This is a genomic window from Cellulomonas fengjieae (assembly GCF_018388465.1).
GTDB classification, from domain to species: Bacteria; Actinomycetota; Actinomycetes; order Actinomycetales; family Cellulomonadaceae; genus Cellulomonas; species Cellulomonas fengjieae.
Genome location: NZ_CP074404.1, coordinates 2,238,278 through 2,257,956, shown reverse-complemented (window position 1 = coordinate 2,257,956; position 19,679 = coordinate 2,238,278). Strand labels below are relative to the sequence as shown.

The 19,679-nt window shown below is 73.4% G+C and carries 22 protein-coding genes; 10 read left to right on the top strand and 12 right to left on the bottom strand.

The window, feature by feature from the left end; translation table 11 throughout:
- Positions 1–2 precede the first annotated feature (2 nt).
- The 3 genes from KG102_RS10480 to lpdA all read right to left on the bottom strand — a co-directional run bounded on the left by KG102_RS10480 (position 3) and on the right by lpdA (position 4,308).
- A complete protein-coding gene (locus tag KG102_RS10480) occupies positions 3–893 on the bottom strand; it encodes a TIGR01777 family oxidoreductase (RefSeq protein WP_208288969.1) in 891 nt (296 codons plus the stop codon).
- A gap of 85 nt (positions 894–978) precedes the next feature.
- Positions 979–2,877 carry a 2-oxoglutarate dehydrogenase, E2 component, dihydrolipoamide succinyltransferase gene (gene sucB / locus KG102_RS10475; protein WP_208288970.1) on the bottom strand — a complete coding sequence of 633 codons (1,899 nt, stop codon included), beginning with the start codon at positions 2,875–2,877 and terminating at the stop codon, positions 979–981.
- A gap of 30 nt (positions 2,878–2,907) precedes the next feature.
- A complete protein-coding gene (lpdA, locus tag KG102_RS10470; RefSeq protein WP_407645195.1) occupies positions 2,908–4,308 on the bottom strand; it encodes a dihydrolipoyl dehydrogenase in 1,401 nt (466 codons plus the stop codon).
- A gap of 175 nt (positions 4,309–4,483) precedes the next feature.
- Between lpdA and KG102_RS10465 the strand changes: the two genes are divergently transcribed.
- Entirely contained in the window at positions 4,484–4,822 is a 339-nt protein-coding gene (locus KG102_RS10465) for an oxidoreductase (protein WP_208214464.1), read from the top strand.
- Here the strand turns inward: KG102_RS10465 and KG102_RS10460 are convergent.
- Positions 4,819–6,303: a leucyl aminopeptidase gene (locus tag KG102_RS10460; protein WP_208288972.1), complete on the bottom strand. Its 1,485-nt coding sequence runs from the start codon at positions 6,301–6,303 to the stop codon at positions 4,819–4,821. The genes KG102_RS10465 and KG102_RS10460 overlap by 4 nt on opposite strands.
- A 63-nt stretch (positions 6,304–6,366) precedes the next feature.
- Between KG102_RS10460 and KG102_RS10455 the strand changes: the two genes are divergently transcribed.
- The 4 genes from KG102_RS10455 to KG102_RS10440 are packed head-to-tail and all read left to right on the top strand — an operon-like array spanning position 6,367 to position 8,445.
- Positions 6,367–6,726 (top strand): hypothetical protein, encoded by a 360-nt coding sequence (locus tag KG102_RS10455; RefSeq protein WP_208214462.1) that lies wholly within the window; start codon positions 6,367–6,369, stop codon positions 6,724–6,726.
- Positions 6,723–7,169: a hypothetical protein gene (locus KG102_RS10450; RefSeq protein WP_208288973.1), complete on the top strand. Its 447-nt coding sequence runs from the start codon at positions 6,723–6,725 to the stop codon at positions 7,167–7,169. The genes KG102_RS10455 and KG102_RS10450 overlap by 4 nt, the downstream gene beginning before the upstream one ends.
- Before the next feature lie 5 nt (positions 7,170–7,174).
- Complete coding sequence (locus tag KG102_RS10445) at positions 7,175–8,239, top strand: quinone-dependent dihydroorotate dehydrogenase (RefSeq protein WP_208289050.1); 1,065 nt, start codon at positions 7,175–7,177, stop codon at positions 8,237–8,239.
- Positions 8,239–8,445: a hypothetical protein gene (locus KG102_RS10440; protein ID WP_208214460.1), complete on the top strand. Its 207-nt coding sequence runs from the start codon at positions 8,239–8,241 to the stop codon at positions 8,443–8,445. The genes KG102_RS10445 and KG102_RS10440 overlap by 1 nt, the downstream gene beginning before the upstream one ends.
- 7 nt (positions 8,446–8,452) lie before the next feature.
- Here the strand turns inward: KG102_RS10440 and yczR are convergent, their stop codons facing one another.
- Positions 8,453–9,910, bottom strand: coding sequence for a MocR-like transcription factor YczR (yczR, locus tag KG102_RS10435; protein WP_208288974.1), 1,458 nt, complete (start codon positions 9,908–9,910; stop codon positions 8,453–8,455).
- Positions 9,911–9,973: 63 nt separating this feature from the next.
- Here yczR and KG102_RS10430 point away from each other — a divergent pair, with 63 nt between their 5' ends.
- Together KG102_RS10430 and yczE are read left to right on the top strand one after the other, a co-directional pair.
- Positions 9,974–10,114 carry a hypothetical protein gene (locus tag KG102_RS10430; RefSeq protein WP_208214458.1) on the top strand — a complete coding sequence of 47 codons (141 nt, stop codon included), beginning with the start codon at positions 9,974–9,976 and terminating at the stop codon, positions 10,112–10,114.
- Positions 10,111–10,779 carry a membrane protein YczE gene (yczE, locus tag KG102_RS10425; RefSeq protein ID WP_243883920.1) on the top strand — a complete coding sequence of 223 codons (669 nt, stop codon included), beginning with the start codon at positions 10,111–10,113 and terminating at the stop codon, positions 10,777–10,779. Before KG102_RS10430 ends, yczE begins: the two co-directional genes overlap by 4 nt.
- Positions 10,780–10,820: 41 nt before the next feature.
- On the opposite strand, the gene KG102_RS10420 is transcribed toward yczE, so the two are convergent.
- On the bottom strand, positions 10,821–11,831 hold the full coding sequence (locus KG102_RS10420) for an aldo/keto reductase family protein (protein ID WP_208214457.1): 1,011 nt from the start codon (positions 11,829–11,831) through the stop codon (positions 10,821–10,823).
- A 21-nt stretch (positions 11,832–11,852) separates the two neighbouring features.
- Positions 11,853–12,437 (bottom strand): DUF3043 domain-containing protein, encoded by a 585-nt coding sequence (locus tag KG102_RS10415; protein WP_208214456.1) that lies wholly within the window; start codon positions 12,435–12,437, stop codon positions 11,853–11,855.
- Between the two features lie 26 nt (positions 12,438–12,463).
- Between KG102_RS10415 and KG102_RS10410 the strand changes: the two genes are divergently transcribed.
- Entirely contained in the window at positions 12,464–13,849 is a 1,386-nt protein-coding gene (locus KG102_RS10410) for a dipeptidase (protein WP_208288975.1), read from the top strand.
- Positions 13,850–13,896: 47 nt separating this feature from the next.
- Here the strand turns inward: KG102_RS10410 and KG102_RS10405 are convergent, their stop codons facing one another.
- The 3 genes from KG102_RS10405 to nadA form a co-directional block, all read right to left on the bottom strand.
- Positions 13,897–14,430, bottom strand: a complete 534-nt coding sequence (locus tag KG102_RS10405; protein WP_208289052.1) for an acyl-CoA thioesterase — start codon at positions 14,428–14,430, stop codon at positions 13,897–13,899.
- A gap of 173 nt (positions 14,431–14,603) precedes the next feature.
- Positions 14,604–15,203 (bottom strand): DJ-1/PfpI family protein, encoded by a 600-nt coding sequence (locus KG102_RS10400; RefSeq protein ID WP_208214454.1) that lies wholly within the window; start codon positions 15,201–15,203, stop codon positions 14,604–14,606.
- A 1-nt stretch (position 15,204) separates the two neighbouring features.
- The gene (gene nadA / locus KG102_RS10395; RefSeq protein ID WP_249667281.1) at positions 15,205–16,395 is read right to left on the bottom strand and encodes a quinolinate synthase NadA; all 1,191 of its coding nucleotides are present in this window, start codon (positions 16,393–16,395) and stop codon (positions 15,205–15,207) included.
- Between the two features lie 55 nt (positions 16,396–16,450).
- On the opposite strand from nadA, the gene KG102_RS10390 reads away from it, so the two are divergent.
- The gene (locus KG102_RS10390; RefSeq protein WP_208288976.1) at positions 16,451–17,641 is read left to right on the top strand and encodes a glycerate kinase family protein; all 1,191 of its coding nucleotides are present in this window, start codon (positions 16,451–16,453) and stop codon (positions 17,639–17,641) included.
- Positions 17,642–17,753: 112 nt separating this feature from the next.
- The gene (gene erpA / locus KG102_RS10385; RefSeq protein ID WP_208214451.1) at positions 17,754–18,116 is read left to right on the top strand and encodes an iron-sulfur cluster insertion protein ErpA; all 363 of its coding nucleotides are present in this window, start codon (positions 17,754–17,756) and stop codon (positions 18,114–18,116) included.
- Between the two features lie 49 nt (positions 18,117–18,165).
- Here the strand turns inward: erpA and KG102_RS10380 are convergent, their stop codons facing one another.
- A complete protein-coding gene (locus KG102_RS10380; RefSeq protein ID WP_249667280.1) occupies positions 18,166–18,387 on the bottom strand; it encodes a sulfurtransferase TusA family protein in 222 nt (73 codons plus the stop codon).
- On the bottom strand, positions 18,384–19,577 hold the full coding sequence (locus KG102_RS10375; RefSeq protein ID WP_372438322.1) for a cysteine desulfurase family protein: 1,194 nt from the start codon (positions 19,575–19,577) through the stop codon (positions 18,384–18,386). Before KG102_RS10375 ends, KG102_RS10380 begins: the two co-directional genes overlap by 4 nt.
- Positions 19,578–19,679 lie beyond the last annotated feature (102 nt).

Genomic DNA, 19,679 nt, shown 5'->3' with positions numbered 1-19,679 from the left:
CGTCAGCGCGCCCGGGCCACCCACTCGGCGGCGCTCCGCAGGTCGCCGTGTGTCGGCACGAAGCCGCTCGCGTCCAGCACCGCCGGGACGGCCCGGATCGACCCGAGAACCTCCGAGGAGAAGTCGCCGAGCACGGCACGCAGCGCGAACGCGGGGACGGGCACGACCACCGGCCGGTGCAGCGCCCGGGCGAGCGCGGCCACCACCTCGGCGTTGCGGGACGGGGCGGTCACGAGGTTCACCGGGCCGTGCACCGGGGCGGTCAGCAGGTGCTCGATCGCCCGGACCTCGTCCACCAGCGTGATCCACGGCCAGAACTGCCGACCGGACCCGAGGCGACCGCCGAGACCCGCCTTGAGCACGGGGAGCAGGCGGCCGAGCGCACCGCCACCCTGTCCCAGCACGATGCCCGTGCGCAGGTGGACGACGCGGACCTCGGCGTCCTGCGCGGGCGCCGTCGCGGCCTCCCACCGGCGCACGACGCCCGCGAAGAAGGTCGTTCCCAGGGGCTCGCCCTCGTCGAGCACGTCGTCGCCGCGCGAGCCGTAGGCGCCGATCCCCGATGCCTGGAGCAGCACCCGTGGCCGGTCGTCGAGGGAGGCGAGCGTCCGTGACAGCAGGTCGGTGGTGAGCAGCCGTGACGAGAGCACCTCGCGCTTGCGGGCGGCGGTGAGCGGCCTCGAGCCGACGTTGACGCCGGCCAGGTTGACGACCGCGTCGGCGCCGGCGAGCGCGTGCGGGTCGAGGCGTCCCGTGCCGGGGTCCCACGGGATCTCGGCCGGACCGTGCGCCTCCGCCCGCACGAGGATGCGGACCTCGTGGCCGCTGCGCCGCAGGTGCGGGACGAGGGCGGTGCCGATGAACCCGTGCGATCCTGCGATGACGACGAGCATGGCGTTCACCTTACGGTCGGTCGACGACGACGGCCCGGCACCCTCGAGGGGTACCGGGCCGTCGTCGTGCGTCAGCGGGTCGTGGTCAGAGCCCGACCTCGGACTCGAACGCGCCCTCTTCGATGCGGTTCTTGACCGCCGCGAGGTAGCGGGACGCGTCGGCGCCGTCGACCAGGCGGTGGTCGTACGACAGCGACAGGTAGCACATCGACCGGATGGCGATCACCTCGGCGCCGTCGGCGTCCTGGATGACCACGGGGCGCTTGACGATCGCGCCCGTGCCCAGGATCGCCGACGTGCCGCCCGGGACGATCGGCGTATCGATGATCGCCCCGCCCGAACCGGTGTTGGTGACCGTGAAGGTCGCACCGCTCAGTTCGTCCGGCGTAACCTTGTTCTGCCGCGTGCGGCCGGCGAGGTCGACGATCTTGCGCGAGATGCCGGCGAGGTTCAGGTCGCCCGCGTCGCGGATGACAGGGACGAGCAGGCCCTTCTCCGTGTCGACCGCGATGCCGACGTTCTCCTGGGCGTGGTACGTGATCTGGTTGCCCTCGAGCACGCCGTTGATCTTCGGGAACGCCTTGAGACCCTCGATCGCGGCCAGCACGAAGAACGGCAGGAAGGTGAGGTTGACACCCTCGCGGGCCTTGAAGTCCTCCTTGGCGCGGGCGCGCAGGCGTGCCACCCGGGTCACGTCGACCTCGACGACCGTGGTCAGCTGCGCCTGCGAGTGCAGGGCGTCGACCATGCGCTCGGCGATGATCTGGCGCAGCCGGCTCGCCTTCTCGGTGGTCCCACGCAGCGGGGAGACCGCCGGGACGGCCGCCGGCTTGGCGGCCGGTGCAGGTGCGGCGGCGGGCTTCGCCTCCGCGGCCTGGGCCTTGGCTGCCTTCTCCGACTCCGCCTTGGCTGCCGCCTCGAGGACGTCCTCCTTGCGGATGCGGCCACCGACGCCGGTGCCGACGAGGGCGGTCACGTCGACGCCCTTCTCGGCCGCGAGCTTGCGGACGAGCGGCGTGAGGTACGTGCCGGACGCCGACGGCGTGCTGCCGGCCGCGGGTGCGGGTGCCGAGGTGGCGGGCACGGGTGCCGGGGTCGGCGTGGCCGGGACCGGGGCGGGGGCGGCCTGGGTGGACGACTCCTGCTCGGCCGACGGCTCGGGCGCGCTCTGCGGCTCGGGTGCCTTCTCCTGCGCAGGCTCGGGCGCCTCCTCCTGCGAAGGCTCGGGCGCCTTCTCCTGCGCGGGTGCGGGCTGCGCGGCCGGCTCGGGGGTCGAGGCGGGCGCGGCGCCGGAGCCGATCACGGCGAGCACCGCACCGACCTCGACCGTCTCGTCCTCCTGGACGAGGATCTGCTGCAGCGTCCCGGCGAACGGCGACGGGATCTCCGTGTCGACCTTGTCGGTGGAGATCTCGAGCAGCGGCTCGTCGACCGCGACCTCGTCGCCGACCGCCTTGAGCCAGCGGGTGACGGTGCCCTCGGTGACCGACTCGCCCAGGGCGGGCAGCGTGACGTTCTCGCCGGTGCCGGCGCCGTCGCCACCGGCGGCAGCCGCCGGTGCGTCGTCACCACCCTCGGCCGCGGGAGCCGGCGCCTCGCCGGCCTCCTCGTGCTGCTCGACGGACTGCTGCGCCGGGGTCGCCTCGGCCGCCGACTCCTCGGCGGGCGCCTCCTGCGCGGGCGCCTCCTGCTCGGCGGGCTCGGCCTGCTCCTGCGCGGGCGCGGCGTCCTGCGAGGGCGAACCCTCGCCGGATCCGATGACCGCCAGGGTGGCGCCGACCTCGACGGTCTCGTCCTCCTGGACCAGGATCTGCTCGAGCACGCCGGCGAACGGCGACGGGATCTCGGTGTCGACCTTGTCGGTCGAGATCTCGAGCAGCGGCTCGTCGACCTCCACCGTGTCGCCCACGTTCTTCAGCCAGCGGGTGACGGTCCCCTCGGTGACGGACTCACCGAGGGCGGGCAGCTGCACGTTGTCGGACATGACCGCTCGTGTCTCCTTTGATTCGTGAGGTCAGTTGTGGGCGTGCAGCGGCTTGCCGGCGAGCGCGAGGTGCGCCTCACCGAGGGCCTCGTTCTGCGTGGGGTGTGCGTGCACGAGCGAGGCGACGTCTTCGGGGTACGCCTCCCAGTTCACGATGAGCTGCCCCTCGCCGATGAGCTCGCCGACGCGCGCACCGATCATGTGCACGCCGACGACCGGACCGTCCTTCTGGCGCACGAGCTTGATGAAGCCCTGCGTGCCCAGGATCTGGCTCTTGCCGTTGCCGCCCAGGTTGTACTCGAGCGTCTCGACGCCGTCGGCCCCGTGCACCTCCTTGGCGCGCGCCTCCGTGAGACCCACCGAGGCGACCTCGGGGTCGGAGTACGTCACGCGCGGGATGCCGGACTCGACGATGGCCGCGGGCTTGAGGCCCGCGATCTCCTCGGCGACGAAGATGCCCTGCGCGAACCCGCGGTGCGCGAGCTGCAGGCCGGGGACGATGTCGCCGACCGCGTAGACGTTGCCGACACCGGTGTGCAGACGCTCGTCGGTGATGACGAAGCCCCGGTCGAGCGTGACGCCCTGCTCCTCGAAGCCGACGTCCGACGTGCGCGGGCCGCGACCGACGGCCACGAGCAGCAGGTCGGCGTCGAAGGTCTTGCCGTCCTCGAGCGAGACGTGCACGCCGTTGTCGTCCTGGGTCACGCCCGAGAATCGCACGCCGAGGTTGAAGTTGATGCCGCGCTTGCGGAACGCACGCTCGAACGCCTTGGACAGCGCCTCGTCCTCGTTGGGGACCAGGTGGGGGAGCGCCTCGATGATCGTGACGTCCGCTCCGAACGACTTCCACACGCTGGCGAACTCGGAGCCGATGACCCCGCCGCCGAGGATGATCACGGACTTCGGCACCCAGTCGAGCTGGAGCGCCTGGTCGGACGTGACGACGCGCCCGCCGATCTCCAGACCGGGCAGCGAGCGCGCGTACGAGCCGGTCGCGAGGATGACGTGGCCGCCGGTGATCCGCTGGCCGTTCACCTCCACGGTGTCCGGCGCGACGAGCTTGCCGAAGCCGTCGATGACGGTGATCTTGCGGGACTTGACCAGGCCCTGAAGGCCCTTGTAGAGGCGGCCGATGACGTTGGCCTTGTACTCGTTCACACCGTTCATGTCGATGCGGTCCAGGGTGGTGTGCACCCCGAACTGCGCACCGTGGCGGGCGTCGTCCGCCAGCTCGGCGGCGTGCAGGAGCGCCTTGGTCGGGATGCACCCGTAGTGCAGGCAGGTGCCGCCGACCTTGTCGGCCTCGATCAGGGCGACGGTCTTGCCCAGCTGCGCGGCCCGCAGTGCGGCTGCATAGCCGCCACTGCCTCCGCCCAGGACGACGATGTCGAAAGCGGTGCCGTTCGTGTCGGCCACGTGCAGACTCCTCATACGCAGACGTGTGGGCTCGAGCTCGCGACCATCCTGTCATCCCCGCAGCCGTGGAACGACCTGGACCGCTCCGGCGAGCGTGTGACGCTCCGAACAAACGTCCCATGAATGCCGGGCCGGATCGGCTCCACCACGCCCCACGGACCGATGGGTCCGCAGGCTACTCTCGTGCGCCATGGGCCTGTTCTCGCGCCGCAAGCCATCCCCGACGGACGTCCCGACCGACCGGGACGCCCGTGCGGCCACGCTCGCCCACCTCACGGACTTCGTCGGCACGCGGGTCGGCGTCGAGGCCTACGTGGAACCTCAGACCCACGACACCCCGACGACGATGATGCTCGTCGCGACCGACGGCGAGTGGACCCGCCGCCGCGTGCCCGACCCGAAGACCGCCTGGCAGCTGGCGCGCGACCTCGGCATCCCCGTGTACGACGTGCAGCGCACCGGGTACCCGCAGCGCGTGCGCGACTGGAACTCGCGGCAGCGGCTCGCGCACAGGCGCAAGCACCCCTAGGCGGTCGGTGCCCTGCCCTCGAGGAGGGCCAGCATCGTCCGGACGCCGACGCCGGTCCCGCCGACCGGCGTGTACCCGTGGGCCGAGCGCTCGTTGTAGGCGGGCCCTGCGATGTCGAGGTGCGCCCAGGGCGTCTGGCCGACGAACTCCTGCAGGAAGATGCCCGCGGTCAGCATCCCGCCGAAGCGGTCGCCGATGTTGGCGAGGTCGGCCACCTTGGACTTCAGGCCGGCGCGCAGGTCGCTGGGCAACGGCATCGGCCAGAACTGCTCCCCGCTGGCCTGCGCCGCGGCGACGACCTCGCCGCGCACGTCGTCGGTCCCCATCACGGCGGAGACGCGGTGCCCCAGCGCGACCACCTGCGCACCCGTGAGGGTGGCGATGTCGATGACCGCGTCCGGCTTCTCCTCGACGGCCGCGACGAGGCCGTCCGCCATCACGAGGCGCCCCTCCGCGTCGGTGTTGAGGACCTCGACCGTAGTGCCGCCACGGATCGTGAGCACGTCGGACGGACGCTGAGCCGTCCCGGAGGGCATGTTCTCCGCGAGGCAGAGCCAGCCGGTGACGGCGACGGGGAGCTCGAGCCGTGCGGCGGCGATGACGGTGTGCAGGACCGCGGCCGCGCCGGCCATGTCGGACTTCATCGCCTCCATGCCGGCCGCGGGCTTGATCGAGATGCCGCCGGAGTCGAACGTGATGCCCTTGCCGACCAGCGCGACCTTGGCCTTCGGTCGCGACGGCGTGTAGGCCACCTTGACCAGGCGAGGACCGCGGACGGAGCCCTGGCCGACGCCGAGCAGGCCGCCGTACCCGCCGGCGGCCAGGGCCTTGTCGTCGAGCACGGTGACCTTCAGGCCCTTGGCGCCCGAGTCCTTGACCGCGGTCTTGGCGGCGTCGGCGAACGCGGCCGGGTACAGGTCGTTGGGTGCGGCGTTGACGAGGTCGCGCGTGCCGTGCACGGCGTCGGCCACGATGGCCGCCCGGGCGGCCCCGGCCAGCGCCGCGGCGTCGCGGGGGTGGGCGGTGACGACCTGGATCGCGCGCACGGGAGCCTGCTTGGTCACCTCCGAGGCGCGGTACCGCGTGTAGGAGTACGCGCCGAACAGGGCGCCCTCCGCGACGGCGGTCACCGACGCGGCGTCGTCGGCGGGGAGCGCCAGACCCACGCTCGCGGTGCCGGCGAGCTCCCGGGTGGCGGCGCCGGCCGCGCGGCGCAGCACCTCCGGGGTGACCTTGTCCTCGGGGCCGACCCCGGTCAGCACGACGACCGTGGCGGCGAGCCCCGTGCCGGGCAGGCGGCGGACCTCGTCGGCCGCTCCGGTGACGCCGAGCGCGGCGGCGTCGGCCAGCTCGGTGCGCAGCTGCGCGGGGAGCCGCTCGGCGCCGAGGACGACGGGGGCGCCGTCGCGCTGGGCGACCGCGACCACGAGGGCGTCGACGGCGAGGTGGGCAGGGTCCTGGGAGGTCAGCGAGACGGTCACGGCTCGATGATAGGTCCGAGGCGTGCGCGGACCGGCCGTCTACCGCCGGTACGGTGGGGCATCGTGGTCCTCCCTCTCGCGCTGGTCGTCGCCCTGCTGTGCCTGGCGCTGGGGGCATGGGCCACCTGGTTCGTCGTGCGAGACCGCGCCGTGGTGCTGCGTCAGCTCTGGGGCGGCGCCGTCATCGAGGGCGCCCTGGTGCTGCAGGCGCTCATCGCGGGAGTGCTGGCCGCGACGGGTTCACCCGACGTCGACGGCGTCCTGCTGTGGGGCTACGTCCTGACCCAGCTGTGCGTGCTGCCGGTCGCGGCCGCGTGGGCCTTCGCCGAGCGCAGCCGGTGGAGCTCGGTGGTGCTGCTCGTCGCGGCGCTGACCGTGGCCTTCCTCGAGTTCCGACTGCTCCAGATCTGGGGGACCGTGTGACCGACCGACCCGCCGCACGTCCTGAGCACGGGGGCCGCACCGGCAGCGGCCCCGGCCGCCTCCTCGTGGCGGTGTACGGCGTCCTCGCGATCGCCGCGACCGCGCGTGGCGTCTACCAGGTGGCGACCAAGCTGGACGAGGCGCCGCTGGCCTACGTGCTCTCCCTGCTCGCCGGGCTGGTCTACGTGGTCGCGACGTATGCCCTCGCCACCGAGCGCCGGTCGGTCGCGTGGTGGGCAGTCTCGATCGAGATGGTCGGCGTGCTGACCGTCGGCGTGCTCTCCCTGGTCGACGTGGGCGACTTCCCGGACGAGACGGTGTGGTCCGGCTTCGGTCAGGGGTACGGGTACGTGCCCCTGGTGCTGCCGTTCCTGGGGCTGCTGTGGTTGTGGCGGACCGGCCGGGCTGCCCGCGTGCCGTCCCCGCAGGACGACCTAGGGTGAACATCGTGTACCGCCTGCTGTTCGACCTCGTCTTCCGGCGCATGGACCCCGAGCGCGCCCACGACGTCGCGTTCCGGCTGATCCGGCTCGTCGCGCGGATCCCGCTGCTGCGGGACGTGGTGCGCCAGGCGTTCCGGTCGGCCGACACCGGGGCGGTCCACGTGTGGGGTCGGCGGTTCCCGTCGCGGTTCGGCGTCGCGGCCGGGTTCGACAAGAACGCGGTCGGGGTGGCCGGTCTGACCATGCTCGGCTTCGGTTTCGTCGAGGTGGGGACGGTCACTGCGCAGCCGCAACCGGGGAACGAGCTGCCGCGGCTCTGGCGTGAGCTGGACCAGCGGGCGCTGCGCAACCGGATGGGCTTCAACAACGAGGGTTCGGTGGCCGTCGCGCAGCGGCTGCGGCGCCTTCGGGCCACCCCCGCGGGCCGGCGGCTGGTGGTCGGCGTGAACATCGGCAAGACCAAGGTGACTCCCGCCGAGTTCGCGGCGACGGACTACGCCGCGAGTGCCGGTCGGCTCGCCCCGTACGCCGACTATCTGGTGGTCAACGTGTCCTCGCCGAACACTCCGGGCCTGCGTGACCTGCAGTCCGTCGAGGCGTTGCGCCCGATCCTGGAGGCGACGCGCGTCGCCGCCGACGAGGCGACCGCGGCGGCCGGTCGGGCGCCGGTCCCGCTGCTCGTCAAGATCGCCCCGGACCTGTCCGACGCCGACGTCGACGCGGTCGCCGAGCTGGCCGCCGAGCTGGGCTTGGACGGGATCGTCGCGGTGAACACCACGATCGACCACGACCTCGGCCCCGGCGGGCTCTCGGGGCCTCCCTTGCTGGCGCGGGGTCTGGACGTCGTCGCACGGCTGCGCAGCCGGCTGGGGCCGGATGCGGTGATCATCGGCGTCGGCGGCATCAGCACCCCGGCGGATGCGCGCGAGTACATCGCGGTCGGCGCGACGCTGGTGCAGGGCTACACGGGTCTGATCTACGAGGGGCCGGCCTACGCGTCGAGGATCGCCCGTGCACTCGCCACCGACGAGTCGCTGCGCGGCCGGGTCCGTGGGGAGGCGGTGACGTGATGGTGCTGCGGCCCCAGTGGGAGTGGCGGTTCGACGCGGCCGACGGGACGGTTCTCGACCGACCCATCAGCCCGGTGTTCACCACGCAGTACGACGCCGAGCAGTGGGTCGGCGAGCACTGGCGCACGCTGGCCGCCCAGGGGGTCCAGGCCGTGACCCTGATGCACGAGAGCGTCCAGGCGACGCCGACGCTCACGCTTCCCTGACCCCACCTCAGACCATCGCGTGCACGCCGGCGGGTCCGGCGGAGGGTTCGGTCACGCCGAGCGCGCCCCACGCGTCCGCGAGCCCGGCCACCGCCCGGCGCAGCTCGTCGGGCGTCGTGGTGAACGGCAGGCGCAGGTTCCGCTCGAAGCTGCCGTCCACACCGAACGCGGTGCCGGGCAGCACGCGCACGCCGTACCGCGTCGACGTCGCAGCGAGCGCGCTCGACACCGGTGCGCCGAGGTCGGTCCACAGAGCCAGGCCGCCCGCCGGCACCTCGAACCGCCACGAGGGCAGCTGGTCCAGGAGGAGGCCGACCAGCAGGTCCCGTCGCTCCCGCAGGACGACGCGGCGGGCGGCCAGCAGCTCGTCGGACTGGGCGAGCAGCTCGGCGACCACCAGCTGCTCCAGGACAGCGGTGGCGATGTCCGCGTGCGAGCGGGTGCTGGCCAGCCGGGCGACCAGGTCGGGGTGTGCGCGTACCCAGCCGACGCGCAGGCCGCCCCAGAACGCCTTGGAGGCCGACCCGATGGAGACGACGTACGCGGCGGCGGTCCCGTCGCCCGGGAACGAGGCGGGGGCGGGACCGTCCATGGTCAGCTCGGTCAGCACCTCGTCGCCCACGATCGTGGTGCGGTACCGGCGCGCCAGCGCGCGGACCCGGGACAGGTCCTCGCTGCTGAGGCTGGTGCCGGTCGGGTTGCGATGGGCGGGGATGAGGTACACGAGCCGCGGGGCGACCTGGCGCAGGGTCGACTCGAGCAGGTCGATGTCGAGCCCGCCCTGCCCGGACGGCGCAGGCACGGGGCGGGCGCCGGCAGCCCGGACGACGTCGATCGCGTGGGTGTAGGTGGGGTGCTCCACGACGACCCGGTCGCCGGGGCCTGCGTGCGCGGTCACCAGCAGGTCGATCGCCTGCTGCGCGCCGGTGGTGACCAGCACCTGGTCGGGCGTGGTCGGGGTGCCGCGCAGCGTGTACCAGCGGGCGATCGCCTCCCGCAGCACCGTGATGCCGAGCGGCGCGTACCCGGTTCCGGACAGGTACCGGGGGAGTGCCTCGAGCGCGGCCAGGTAGGCGCCGTGCAGGGACGAGGGCGCCGAGGGGGCTGCCATGCCCAGGTCCACCACCCCGGGTACACCCGCGACGCCGTCTGCCGGGGACACGCGAGCCCTCGGACCGGGAAGCGTGGTGACCGTCCCCGAGCCCCGGCGGCTGACCAGGTAACCCTCGTCGCGCAGTACGTCGTAGGTGGCGGTCGTCGTCGTGCGTGAGGTCGCGATGGCCTCGGCCAGCTCGCGTTCGCTCGGGAGCCTCGTGCTCAGGGGCACGGACCCGGACAGGATCGCCGCGCGGACGGCGTCCGCCAGGGCCACGTAGGCAGGTCCGGGCCGCTGCCACGCACCGAGCACCGCGGCCAGGCGATGGCCGCTGATCCGGCGGTCGACGGGAAGCTCACCGGTGGGCATGAGGCCACTATGGCAGAAGTGGCTATTCAAGGTAAGGCCACTTGGGCCACAGGATTGCTCGCCATGAGCATGTGGATATCTGTCCTGCTGGCGGTTGCGTTCGTGAGCCTGCTCGCGGCGCTCCTGTGGGCCGTGCGCAGGGACGGCCTGGGGCACCGGCAACCCCCGGCGTCGCACTACGACTGGTTCGAGGTGCCCAGATGAGTCCGGCGCCCGAGACCACGTACGCTCACGCGGTGCGGACATCGACGCGTCCCGGGCGGCCCGGCGTACGCGCGGCCGTGCAGTTGCTGGCCGGGCTCGTCCTGTACGCGGCCTCGATCGCGATGCTCGTCGACGCCGGCCTGGGCAGCATGCCGTGGGACGTGCTCACGCAGGGCGTCGTCCGGCGGACCGACCTGTCGTTCGGCGTGGTCACGCTGCTCGTCTCGCTGGTGGTCCTGGCCTGCTGGATCCCGCTACGTCAGCGCCCCGGGATCGGCACGGTGGCGAACGTCGTGGTGATCAGCGCGCTGGTGGACCCGTTCCTCGCGCTGCTCGCCGCCCTGCCCGACGCGATGGGCGTGCGCATCACGCTCGTGGTCGCCGGCATCGTGCTCAACGGGCTGGCCACGGGACTCTACGTCGGCGCGCGGCTGGGCCCCGGACCGCGGGACGGCCTGATGACCGGGCTCGTCCACCGGACCGGCCGCTCGGTGCGGCTGGTGCGCACGACCATCGAGGTCACGGTCGTGTCGGTCGGGTGGTTGCTGGGCGGCACCGTCGGTCTCGCGACGCTCGCCTACGCGCTGGCGATCGGTCCGCTGGTGCACCTGTTCCTCACGTGGCTGACGGTGCCCGCCGAGGTCGTCGAGCCCGTCGCCGTGTGACGTGTCCGGCCCGGAGCGTGCGCCCCGGGCCGGACCACGGCTCAGCGGGGCCCCGGGGCGCCCTTCGCGGTCTCGGCCGGGTCGGAGACCACGGCGTCGCCCAGGACGGTGTCAATCCGGGCCATGAGCTCGGCCGGGATGGTCACTCCCGACGCCTTGACGTTCTCGGTGACCTGCTCCGGGCGGGACGCACCGATGATCGCGGCGGCCACGTTCTGGTTCTGCAGCACCCACGCCACGGCCAGCTGGGCCATCGAGAGGCCGAGCTCGTCCGCGACCGGTGTGAGGTCCTGGACCCGCTGCAGGACGTCGGGCTTCTCCAGGAAGCGTCCGATCATCCGGGCGCCGCCCTTGTCGTCCGTGGCGCGCGACCCCGCGGGCGGTGCCTGACCCGGCTTGTACTTGCCGGTGAGCACGCCCTGCGCCACCGGCGACCAGACGATCTGCGACAGCCCGAGCTCCTCGGAGGCCGGGACCACCTCGCCCTCGATGACCCGCCACAGCGCGGAGTACTGCGGCTGGTTGGAGATCAGCTGGATCCCCAGGTCCTTGGCCAGGGCGTGCCCGGCGCGGATCTGGTCGGCCGTCCACTCGCTGACTCCGATGTAGAGCGCCTTCCCCGAGCGCACGACGTCGGCGAACGCCTGCATCGTCTCCTCGAGCGGCGTCGACAGGTCGTACCGGTGCGCCTGGTACAGGTCGACGTAGTCGGTCTGCAGTCGCTGCAGCGAGCCGTCGATCGACTCGAGGATGTGCTTGCGGGACAGGCCCGAGTCGTTGGCGCCACCGGGCCCGGTGGGCCAGTACACCTTGGTGAAGATCTCCAGCGACTGGCGTCGCTCACCCTTGAGCGCCTCGCCCAGGACGGTCTCGGCCTTGGTGTTGGCGTAGACGTCCGCGGTGTCGAACGAGGTGATGCCGGCGTCGAGCGCGGCGCGGACGCAGGCCTTCGCGGTGTCGTTCTCCACCTGCGAGCCGTGCGTGAGCCAGTTGCCGTAGGTGATCTCGGTGATCTTCAGGCCGGAGCGGCCGAGGTAGCGGTAGGAAACCATGCTCGCCACCCTAAGGCTGCGTCAGGCGGGGCGCTGCCCGTGCTTGACCTGGGGCTTCGGCAGGCGCGACGGTCGGATCTGGAACGCGCGCAGGACCGCGTACATCGCGAGACCGCGCGCAGGGATCTGGTCGGCCGGGAACTTGGCGGCCACCCGCTTCTTCAGACCGCGCCACATGAGCCAGACGTCGATCACCGCGGCGATGATGTAGACGTACAGCGCGAGGATCGCGAGGATCGCCAGTCCGCTCTGCGCCAGCGCGAACTGGATGACGAGGAAGACGGCCGCGACGGGCAGGAAGAACTCACCGAGGTTCCAGCGCGCGTCGACCGAGTCCCGGACGTACCGGCGCACCGGGCCGCGGTCCTTGGCCGGCATGTGGCGCTCGTCGCCGGTCTGCATCGCGCGGTACTCGAGGTCACGCTGCGCCTTGGCCCGCTCGCGGGTGGCCTTCTTGGTGGCGGGGGCCACCAGCGGACGCTTGTTCGCGGCCTCGGCCACCTTGCGCTTGGGCGTCGGGCGTCCCTTGCCCGGGTCCGCCGGGGACGGCGTGCTCTCCGACAGTGCAGGAGTCACGGGCTGGGAGTTGTTGCTGCGTCCGAACACCCCGTCAGGGTAGTCGAGTAGCGTGGATGTCCGTGACCGACGCCGCCCCGCACTCGTCCATCCTCCCCGGCGACCGCACGGACGCGCTGCGTGCGCGGACCGCTGCCGCGTTCGGCGCCCTGCGCGCCGACCTCGACGCCCTCGTGCGCATCCCGAGCGTCTCCAACGCGGAGTTCGACCAGAGGCACGTCGCCGCCAGCGCGGACGCCGTGGTCGCGCTGCTGCGCGGAGCGGGGATCGACGACGTGCAGGTGCTCTCCGTACCGTCCGGCGCGCCCGCCGTGGTCGGTCGCCGTCCCGCTCCTGAGGGCGCTCCGACCGTCCTGCTGTACGCGCACCACGACGTCCAGCCGCCCGGTGACGAGGCGGAGTGGGACACCGAGCCTTTCGAGCCGACGGAGCGCGACGGGCGCCTCTACGGGCGCGGAGCAGCCGACGACAAGGCGGGTGTCATCGCGCACGTCGGTGCGCTGCGCGTTCTCGGCGAGGAGCTCGGGGTCGGCGTCACGGTGTTCATCGAGGGCGAGGAGGAGATCGGGTCCCCGACGTTCGCCGAGTTCCTGCACACCTATCGCGACCTGCTGGCGGCGGACGTCATCGTGGTGGCGGACTCCTCCAACTGGGCGGTCGGCACGCCCGGACTGACCACGTCGCTGCGCGGCCTGGTGGACTGCGTCGTCGAGGTGGCGGTGCTCGAGCACGCGGTCCACTCGGGCATGTACGGCGGTGCGGTGCTCGACGCACCGACGCTGCTCGCCCGACTCATCACCACGCTGCACGACGACGACGGCAACGTCGCGGTCGCCGGGCTGGTGCACGCACCGGACCCGTCGGTGGACTACGACGAGGCGGCGTTCCGGGCCGACGCGAGCGTGCTCGACGGGGTCCGCCTGGCGGGCACGGGACCGATCACCGCGCGGCTCTGGACGCGCCCCGCGATCGGCGTCATCGGCTTCGACGCCCCGCGGGTGGCCAGCGCCTCGAACACCATCGCGCCGCGGGCGTCGGCCAAGCTCTCGGTCCGCATCGCACCCGGCCAGGACCCGGACGTCGCGATGGACGCCCTGCGCACGCACCTGGTCGAGCACGCGCCGTTCGGTGCCAAGGTGACCGTGACCGACGGCGAGACGGGCAAGCCGTTCCAGGCGCCGACCGACTCGCCCGCGATGCAGGCGGCGCGGTGGGCGTTCGCGCAGTCGTGGGGCACCGATCCCGTGGACATCGGCGTCGGCGGCTCCATCCCGTTCATCGCCGACCTGCTCGAGGTCTACCCGGACGCCGCCATCCTGGTGACCGGCGTGGAGGACCCCGACAGTCGCGCGCACGGCGCGAACGAGTCGGTCCACCTGGGGGAGCTGGAGAAGGTCGTGCTCGCCGAGGTGCTGCTGCTGGAGCGGCTCGCGGCCGGCTGAGGTCGGCCGGCGGCACGGGTCGGACCATGGTGCCCGACCAGCGGCGGTCAACCGGCGGGCTGGTCCCGGTGCGCGACTCCGACGGCCTCGGCCCACGCGCGCACGTCGGCGGGCAGCTCGGGGGACGGCCCGTCGTGCGTCCCCAGCAGCCCGATGACGTCGGGCGCGGCGATGCGCGAACCGTCCCGGCCGAGGAACCGCCCCGCGACGACCCCGCGGGCGACGTGCTCGTCGCCGCGGCTGAACGTCTGCTCCAGGTACGCGCACCGCGGGTCCCAGCCGAGCAGGCGGGTGGTGATCTCGAAACGCTGTCCGAGCGTGAGCGACCGGCGGTACGACATGGTCGATGACGCCACGACGGGGTACCAGCCGCGCTCCTTGAGCAGGCTGAACGCGCCCAGGTCGGCGAGGTAGTTGCTGCGCCCGACGTCCATCATCTGCAGGTAGACACCGTTGTTGACGTGCCGGTAGAAGTCCAGGTCGCCGAGGCGGACCCGCAGCCGGGTCACCGACGGGTCGAAGAGCCCTCGCCCGGGGACGGCCGGGCGCGGGCGGGTGGTGGCGAGCGCGAGCTGGATCATCCGGGTCACGCCGCGATGTTACCCGCGGGTAGGTTCAGGGAAGACGTGGAAGCCCCGGAAGCCGGGGATCTCGGCCACGAGGGGGAGTGCGGCCGCCATCGCCCGCTCAAACCCAGGTCGCCGGGGCGCACGGGGCAGCGCGTGCCGGACCACGGGGGCTTCCAGCGGGCCGGTCACACCGGGGGCGCGGGGTCGTACTGGATGCCGCGCCGGACGGTGCGGGCGGCGTCGACCGACTCCAGCCGGGCCACCAGGTGCAGCGCCATGTCGATCCCTGCGGAGACGCCGGCCGAGGTGATGACGTCGCCGTCGTCGACGAACCGCGCGTCGGTGTCGGCGAGCACCGTGGGCTCGAGCGTGGCCAGCTCGTCGAACGAGCCCCAGTGGGTGGTGGCCGGACGTCCGGCCAGGAGCCCCGCGGCGGCGTACACGAGCGCGCCCGTACAGACGCTGGTCATCAGCGGTGTCGACGCGCGCATCGCCCGCACCCAGTCCAGGTGCTCCGGATCGCGCAGCAGCGTGCGCGTGCCCTTGCCGCCGGGGTACACGAGCACGTGCAGGGGGCCGACGTCGTCGCCGCCGAGGTCGGGGACGAGCCGCAGGCCCTTCGAGCAGCGGACCCCGTTGCCGTCGGGCGAGAACGTCACGACCTCGGGTCGCAGCGGCGAGTGGGCCGCCCACCACGCAAGCACCTCGTAGGGGCCGACGACGTCCAGCTCCTCGGCGTCGTCGAAGACGAAGATCCCGACGCGCAGGGGCCTTCCCGTGGCCACGTCAGTACCCCGGCAGCGCGAGCATCTGGTCCAGGGCCACCCGCGCCCAGTGCGCGTCGTCCGGGTCCACCACGATCCGGTTCACGGGCCGACCCGCCACCAGGGACTCCATGGCCCAGACCAGGTGGGGGAGGTCGATCCGGTTCATGGTCGAGCAGAAGCAGACCGTCGAGTCGAGGTAGTGGATGTTCTTGTCCGGGTGCGCGGCGGCGAGTCGGCGGACCAGGTTGAGCTCGGTGCCGACGGCCCACGAGCTGCCGGGTGCAGCGGCGTCGAGCGCCTTGACGATGTACTCCGTCGAGCCCACGAGGTCCGCGGCGAGCACCACCTCGTGCTGGCACTCGGGGTGCACGATGACCGTGACGTCCGGCACGGCCGCGCGCATGTCGGTCACGTTGCGGACGGAGAACCGGCCGTGCACCGAGCAGTGCCCGCGCCACAGGATCATGCGGGCGTCGCGCAGCTGCTGGGTGGTCAGGCCGCCACCGGGCTTGCGCGGGTCGAACACGACGCAGTCGTCCAGCGACAGCCCGAGCTGCTGGACGGCGGTGTTGCGCCCCAGGTGCTGGTCGGGCATGAACAGGACCTTGCCGGTGGCGCCCAGGCCACCCACCTTGTCGAACGCCCACCGCAGCGCGACGTGCGCGTTGGAGGACGTGCAGATGGTGCCGCCGTGCCGGCCGGTGAACGCCTTGATGGACGCCGCCGAGTTCATGTAGGTCACCGGGACGGTGGACTCGGCCAGGCCGGCGTCCACCAGCACGTCCCACGCGTCCTCGACCTGGTCGATGGCCGCCATGTCCGCCATGGAGCAGCCCGCCGCGAGGTCCGGGAGGATCACCTGCTGCTGGTCGGACGTCAGGATGTCGGCGGACTCCGCCATGAAGTGCACGCCGCAGAACAGGATGAACTCCGCGTCGGGCCGCGCCGCCGCCTCGCGAGCGAGCTTGAAGGAGTCGCCGGTGACATCGGCGAACTCGATGACCTCGTCGCGCTGGTAGTGGTGCCCGAGCACGAACGCTCGCGAGCCGAGGGCCGCGCGGGCGGCGCGGGCGCGGGCGACCAGGTCGGGGTCGCTCGGTGCGGGCAGGTCGCCGACGCACTCGACGCCGCGCTCCGACGCCAGATCGACGCCACGGCCGAGCAGGAGGAGGGCCGACGGCGCCGGCTCGGAGAAGGTGATCGCGCTCACGCGGCGATCCTTCCACACGCCCGGGCGTGCGCCGGCGGCCCCCGAGCGTGCCACGATGCACGCCGTGCGCGTGCTCATAGCCCCCGACAGCTTCGGCTCCAGCCTGACGGCGGCCGAGGCCGCCCAGGCCATCGCCGGAGCGTGGCGATCCACGGCTCCGCACGACGAGGTGACCGCGTGCCCGCTGTCCGACGGCGGTCCGGGCTTCGTCGCCACGATGCACGCGGCGCTGGGCGGCGAGCTGATCCCGGTCACTGTGACCTCGCCTGTCGGCGTCCCGGTGCCGGCCGTGGTCCTGCTCGTCGGGGGGACCGCCTACGTCGAGTCGGCGCAGGCCGTCGGTCTGGCGCTCGTGCCGGCCGAGCTGCGCGACCCGACACGGACCACCAGCCGCGGCGCGGGCGAGCTGCTCGCCGCCGCGCTCGGCGCAGGGGTGCGTCGCGTGGTGGTCGGGCTCGGCGGCTCCGCGACGAACGACGCTGGTGCGGGTGCGCTCGTCGGCCTGGCGCGTGCGCTGGGGCTGCCCGGACCGGCGGACGTGCTCGACGCCGGCGGCGGGGCGCTGGGTGCCGTCACTCCGGACGACCTCGTCGGCCTGCGCGCGCTGCGCGACCACCTGCGCGGCGTGGAGCTGGTCGTCGCCACGGACGTCGACGTCCCTCTGCTGGGGCTGCAGGGCGCCAGCGCCGGTTTCGCCCCGCAGAAGGGCGCGACCGCGGAGCAGGCGCAGGACCTCGAGCGGTCGCTCGGCCACTTCGCGCACGTGGCCACGGCTGCCCTCGGGGACGCCGTCCGCCCGGACCTGCTGGCCGGCTCGCGCGCGACGTCGGCGGTCTCGCGGCTCACCGCGGCGCCGGGCGCCGGGGCGGCCGGGGGCCTGGGGTTCGGCCTCGCGCTGCTCGGTGCGCGGCTGGTCCCCGGATCGGTCCTGGTGGCGGACGCCGTCGGGCTCGACGCCCTCATCGCCGGGCACGACGTGGTGGTCACCGGGGAGGGTCGGTTCGACTGGCAGTCGCTGCACGGCAAGGTGGCCTCGGAGGTGGCGCAGCGTGCGCTCGCCCACGCCGTCCCGACCGTGGTCGTCGCCGGGCAGGTGCTGGTCGGGCGCCGTGAGCTGTCGGCGGCGGGCATCACCGCCGCCTACGCGGTCGGTGAGAGCCCGGAGCAGGTGGCCGCGGCCCTGGCCGATCCGGCGCGTTCCCTCGCCGACCGCTCCGCCCGCGTCGCGAGAACCTGGTCACGTTGAGCGGCAGTCGGACGCGGGAGTCGTACCCTGGACGGGAACAACCTCGGGTGTGGCGCTGTTACCGAGGGTTGACGTACGAGAACTGCTGTCGAGCGAGCACCCAGGAGACACCATGAGCGAGACCACCGCGACGCAGGGCGCGACCGAGACGCACGGCGTCCTCCTCACCGACTTCGCCGCCTCGAAGGTCCGCAGCCTGCTGGAGCAGGAGGGCCGCGACGACCTGCGTCTGCGCGTCGCCGTCCAGCCCGGTGGCTGCTCGGGCCTCATCTACCAGCTGTACTTCGACGAGCGTGTCCTGGACGGCGACGTCCTCAAGGACTACGACGGCGTCGAGGTGGTCGTCGACCGCATGAGCGTCCCGTACCTGGACGGCGCGACGATCGACTTCGCCGACTCGATCGAGAAGCAGGGCTTCACCATCGACAACCCGAACGCCGGCAGCGCCTGCGCGTGCGGTGGCTCGTTCAGCTGACCTGAGCGCTCGGCACCGGCCCGGTCCCCTCTGGGGGGCCGGGCCGTTGTCATGCGTGCGTGCGCACGGTCAGGGCGTGCACCCCGTCCCGCTCGGTCACGCCCACCATCTGGTGCCCCCGCATGCGGGCCCACGCCGGGACGTCGTGCACCGCGGCCGGGTCGGTCGCGAGCACCGTGAGCTCCGTGCCTCCGGGCGCCTGCGCGGCGGCCCGCGCCAGCTGGATCACCGGGGCGGGGCAGCGCAGCCCTCGTGCGTCGACCGTGGTCACAGGCCACCGACCCCCCACGCCGCGCGGACGCCCGCCACGATGCCCGGCAGCTCGTCGAGGAACCGCTCGACGTCCTCCAGGCGGGTGCCGCGGGGGAGCGCGAGGCGGATGTTGCCGTGCGTCAGCGCCCCCATGGCCGCGAGCACGTGGCTCGGCTCCAGGGAGCTCGACGTGCAGGCGGACCCGGAGCCGACCGCGAACCCCCGCGCGTCCAGGGCCGCCAGGAGCGCCTCGCCCTCGACGTACAGGCACGAGAACGTGACGACGTGGGGGAGTCGCTCCACCGGGTGGCCGACCACCTCGACATCGGGGACCCCGGCGGCGACGCGGGACCGGACGGTGTCGACGAGGCGCCGCCGGGCCGTGTCCTCGGCGTCGCGGGTGGAGACCGCCACCTGGAGCGCGACCGCGGCGGCCAGTGCCGCCGGCACGCTCACGCCACCGGGGAACCAGCGGTCCTCGTCCTCGGGCCAGTCGGGGGAGCGGCGCACGCCGGAGCGCGTGACGAGCACCCCGAGCCCACCGGGTCCGCCCCAGTCGCCCGCGTCGGCGGCCAGGAGGTCCCACGTCTCAGCGACGTCGACGTGACCGAGGCTGGACCCCGCATCCACCAGCAGCGGGACACCAGCGGTCCGGGCCGCAGCATGCACGGCGGCGACCGGCTGCACCGTGCCGACCTCACCGTTCGCGTGCTGCAGCGCGGCGAGCGCGACCCCCGGGCGCGCGAGCGCCGCAGAGAACTCGTCCGCGTCCACCCGGCCGTCCGCGTCGACCGCCACGGTGACGCGGTCGCCCGCGAAGTCCGCGGCGTTGAGCACGGCCGCCCGCTCGACGGCACCGACGACCACCTGGTCCCCGGTGCGGCGCCGACCGCGGGCGACCGACCGCACGGCGGCGTGCAGCGCGGCGGTGTGCGACGGTGCGAGGTCGACCTGCTGCGTGCGTGCGCCGATGGCGCCGGCGATCGCCTCGCGTGCGCCGTCGAGCAGCATCCGCGCCCGCCGACCTTCGGCGTGCAGCCGCCGCGGGTCGGCCCAGCCCTGGTCGAGGGCCTCGAGGAAAGCGGTCCGCGCCGCGGGCAGCAGCGGGGCGCGCCCACCGGCGTCCAGGACGGCCCGGGAGGCAGTGGCGTGCGTCACAGGCTGCGGGCCCGGCCGCTCGGCGGGATCATGGTCGGGAGCGCTGCTCACGGGGGCACCGTATCCCCGCGGGGGGCGTGACCAGGCGCGGGACGTCGATCCTCGGTCCCGTACCGAGCGACGTGCCCGGTGAAGGCATCGGTTAGTGATGGT

Excerpts from the sequence above, each read along its gene's own strand:
- KG102_RS10465 (WP_208214464.1), top strand. The coding sequence starts at position 4,484 with ATGGGCCTGTTCTCGCGCCGCAAGCCATCCCCGACGGACGTCCCGACC.
- KG102_RS10410 (WP_208288975.1), top strand. The coding sequence starts at position 12,464 with ATGTCCGTGACCGACGCCGCCCCGCACTCGTCCATCCTCCCCGGCGAC.
- yczR (WP_208288974.1), bottom strand. The coding sequence starts at position 9,910 with ATGCCCACCGGTGAGCTTCCCGTCGACCGCCGGATCAGCGGCCATCGC.
- erpA (WP_208214451.1), top strand. The coding sequence starts at position 17,754 with ATGAGCGAGACCACCGCGACGCAGGGCGCGACCGAGACGCACGGCGTC.
- KG102_RS10420 (WP_208214457.1), bottom strand. The coding sequence starts at position 11,831 with ATGGTTTCCTACCGCTACCTCGGCCGCTCCGGCCTGAAGATCACCGAG.
- lpdA (WP_407645195.1), bottom strand. The coding sequence starts at position 4,308 with ATGAGGAGTCTGCACGTGGCCGACACGAACGGCACCGCTTTCGACATC.
- KG102_RS10405 (WP_208289052.1), bottom strand. The coding sequence starts at position 14,430 with ATGATCCAGCTCGCGCTCGCCACCACCCGCCCGCGCCCGGCCGTCCCC.
- KG102_RS10390 (WP_208288976.1), top strand. The coding sequence starts at position 16,451 with ATGCACGCCGTGCGCGTGCTCATAGCCCCCGACAGCTTCGGCTCCAGC.
- KG102_RS10480 (WP_208288969.1), bottom strand. The coding sequence starts at position 893 with ATGCTCGTCGTCATCGCAGGATCGCACGGGTTCATCGGCACCGCCCTC.
- sucB (WP_208288970.1), bottom strand. The coding sequence starts at position 2,877 with ATGTCCGACAACGTGCAGCTGCCCGCCCTCGGTGAGTCCGTCACCGAG.
- KG102_RS10430 (WP_208214458.1), top strand. The coding sequence starts at position 9,974 with ATGAGCATGTGGATATCTGTCCTGCTGGCGGTTGCGTTCGTGAGCCTG.
- yczE (WP_243883920.1), top strand. The coding sequence starts at position 10,111 with ATGAGTCCGGCGCCCGAGACCACGTACGCTCACGCGGTGCGGACATCG.
- KG102_RS10440 (WP_208214460.1), top strand. The coding sequence starts at position 8,239 with ATGGTGCTGCGGCCCCAGTGGGAGTGGCGGTTCGACGCGGCCGACGGG.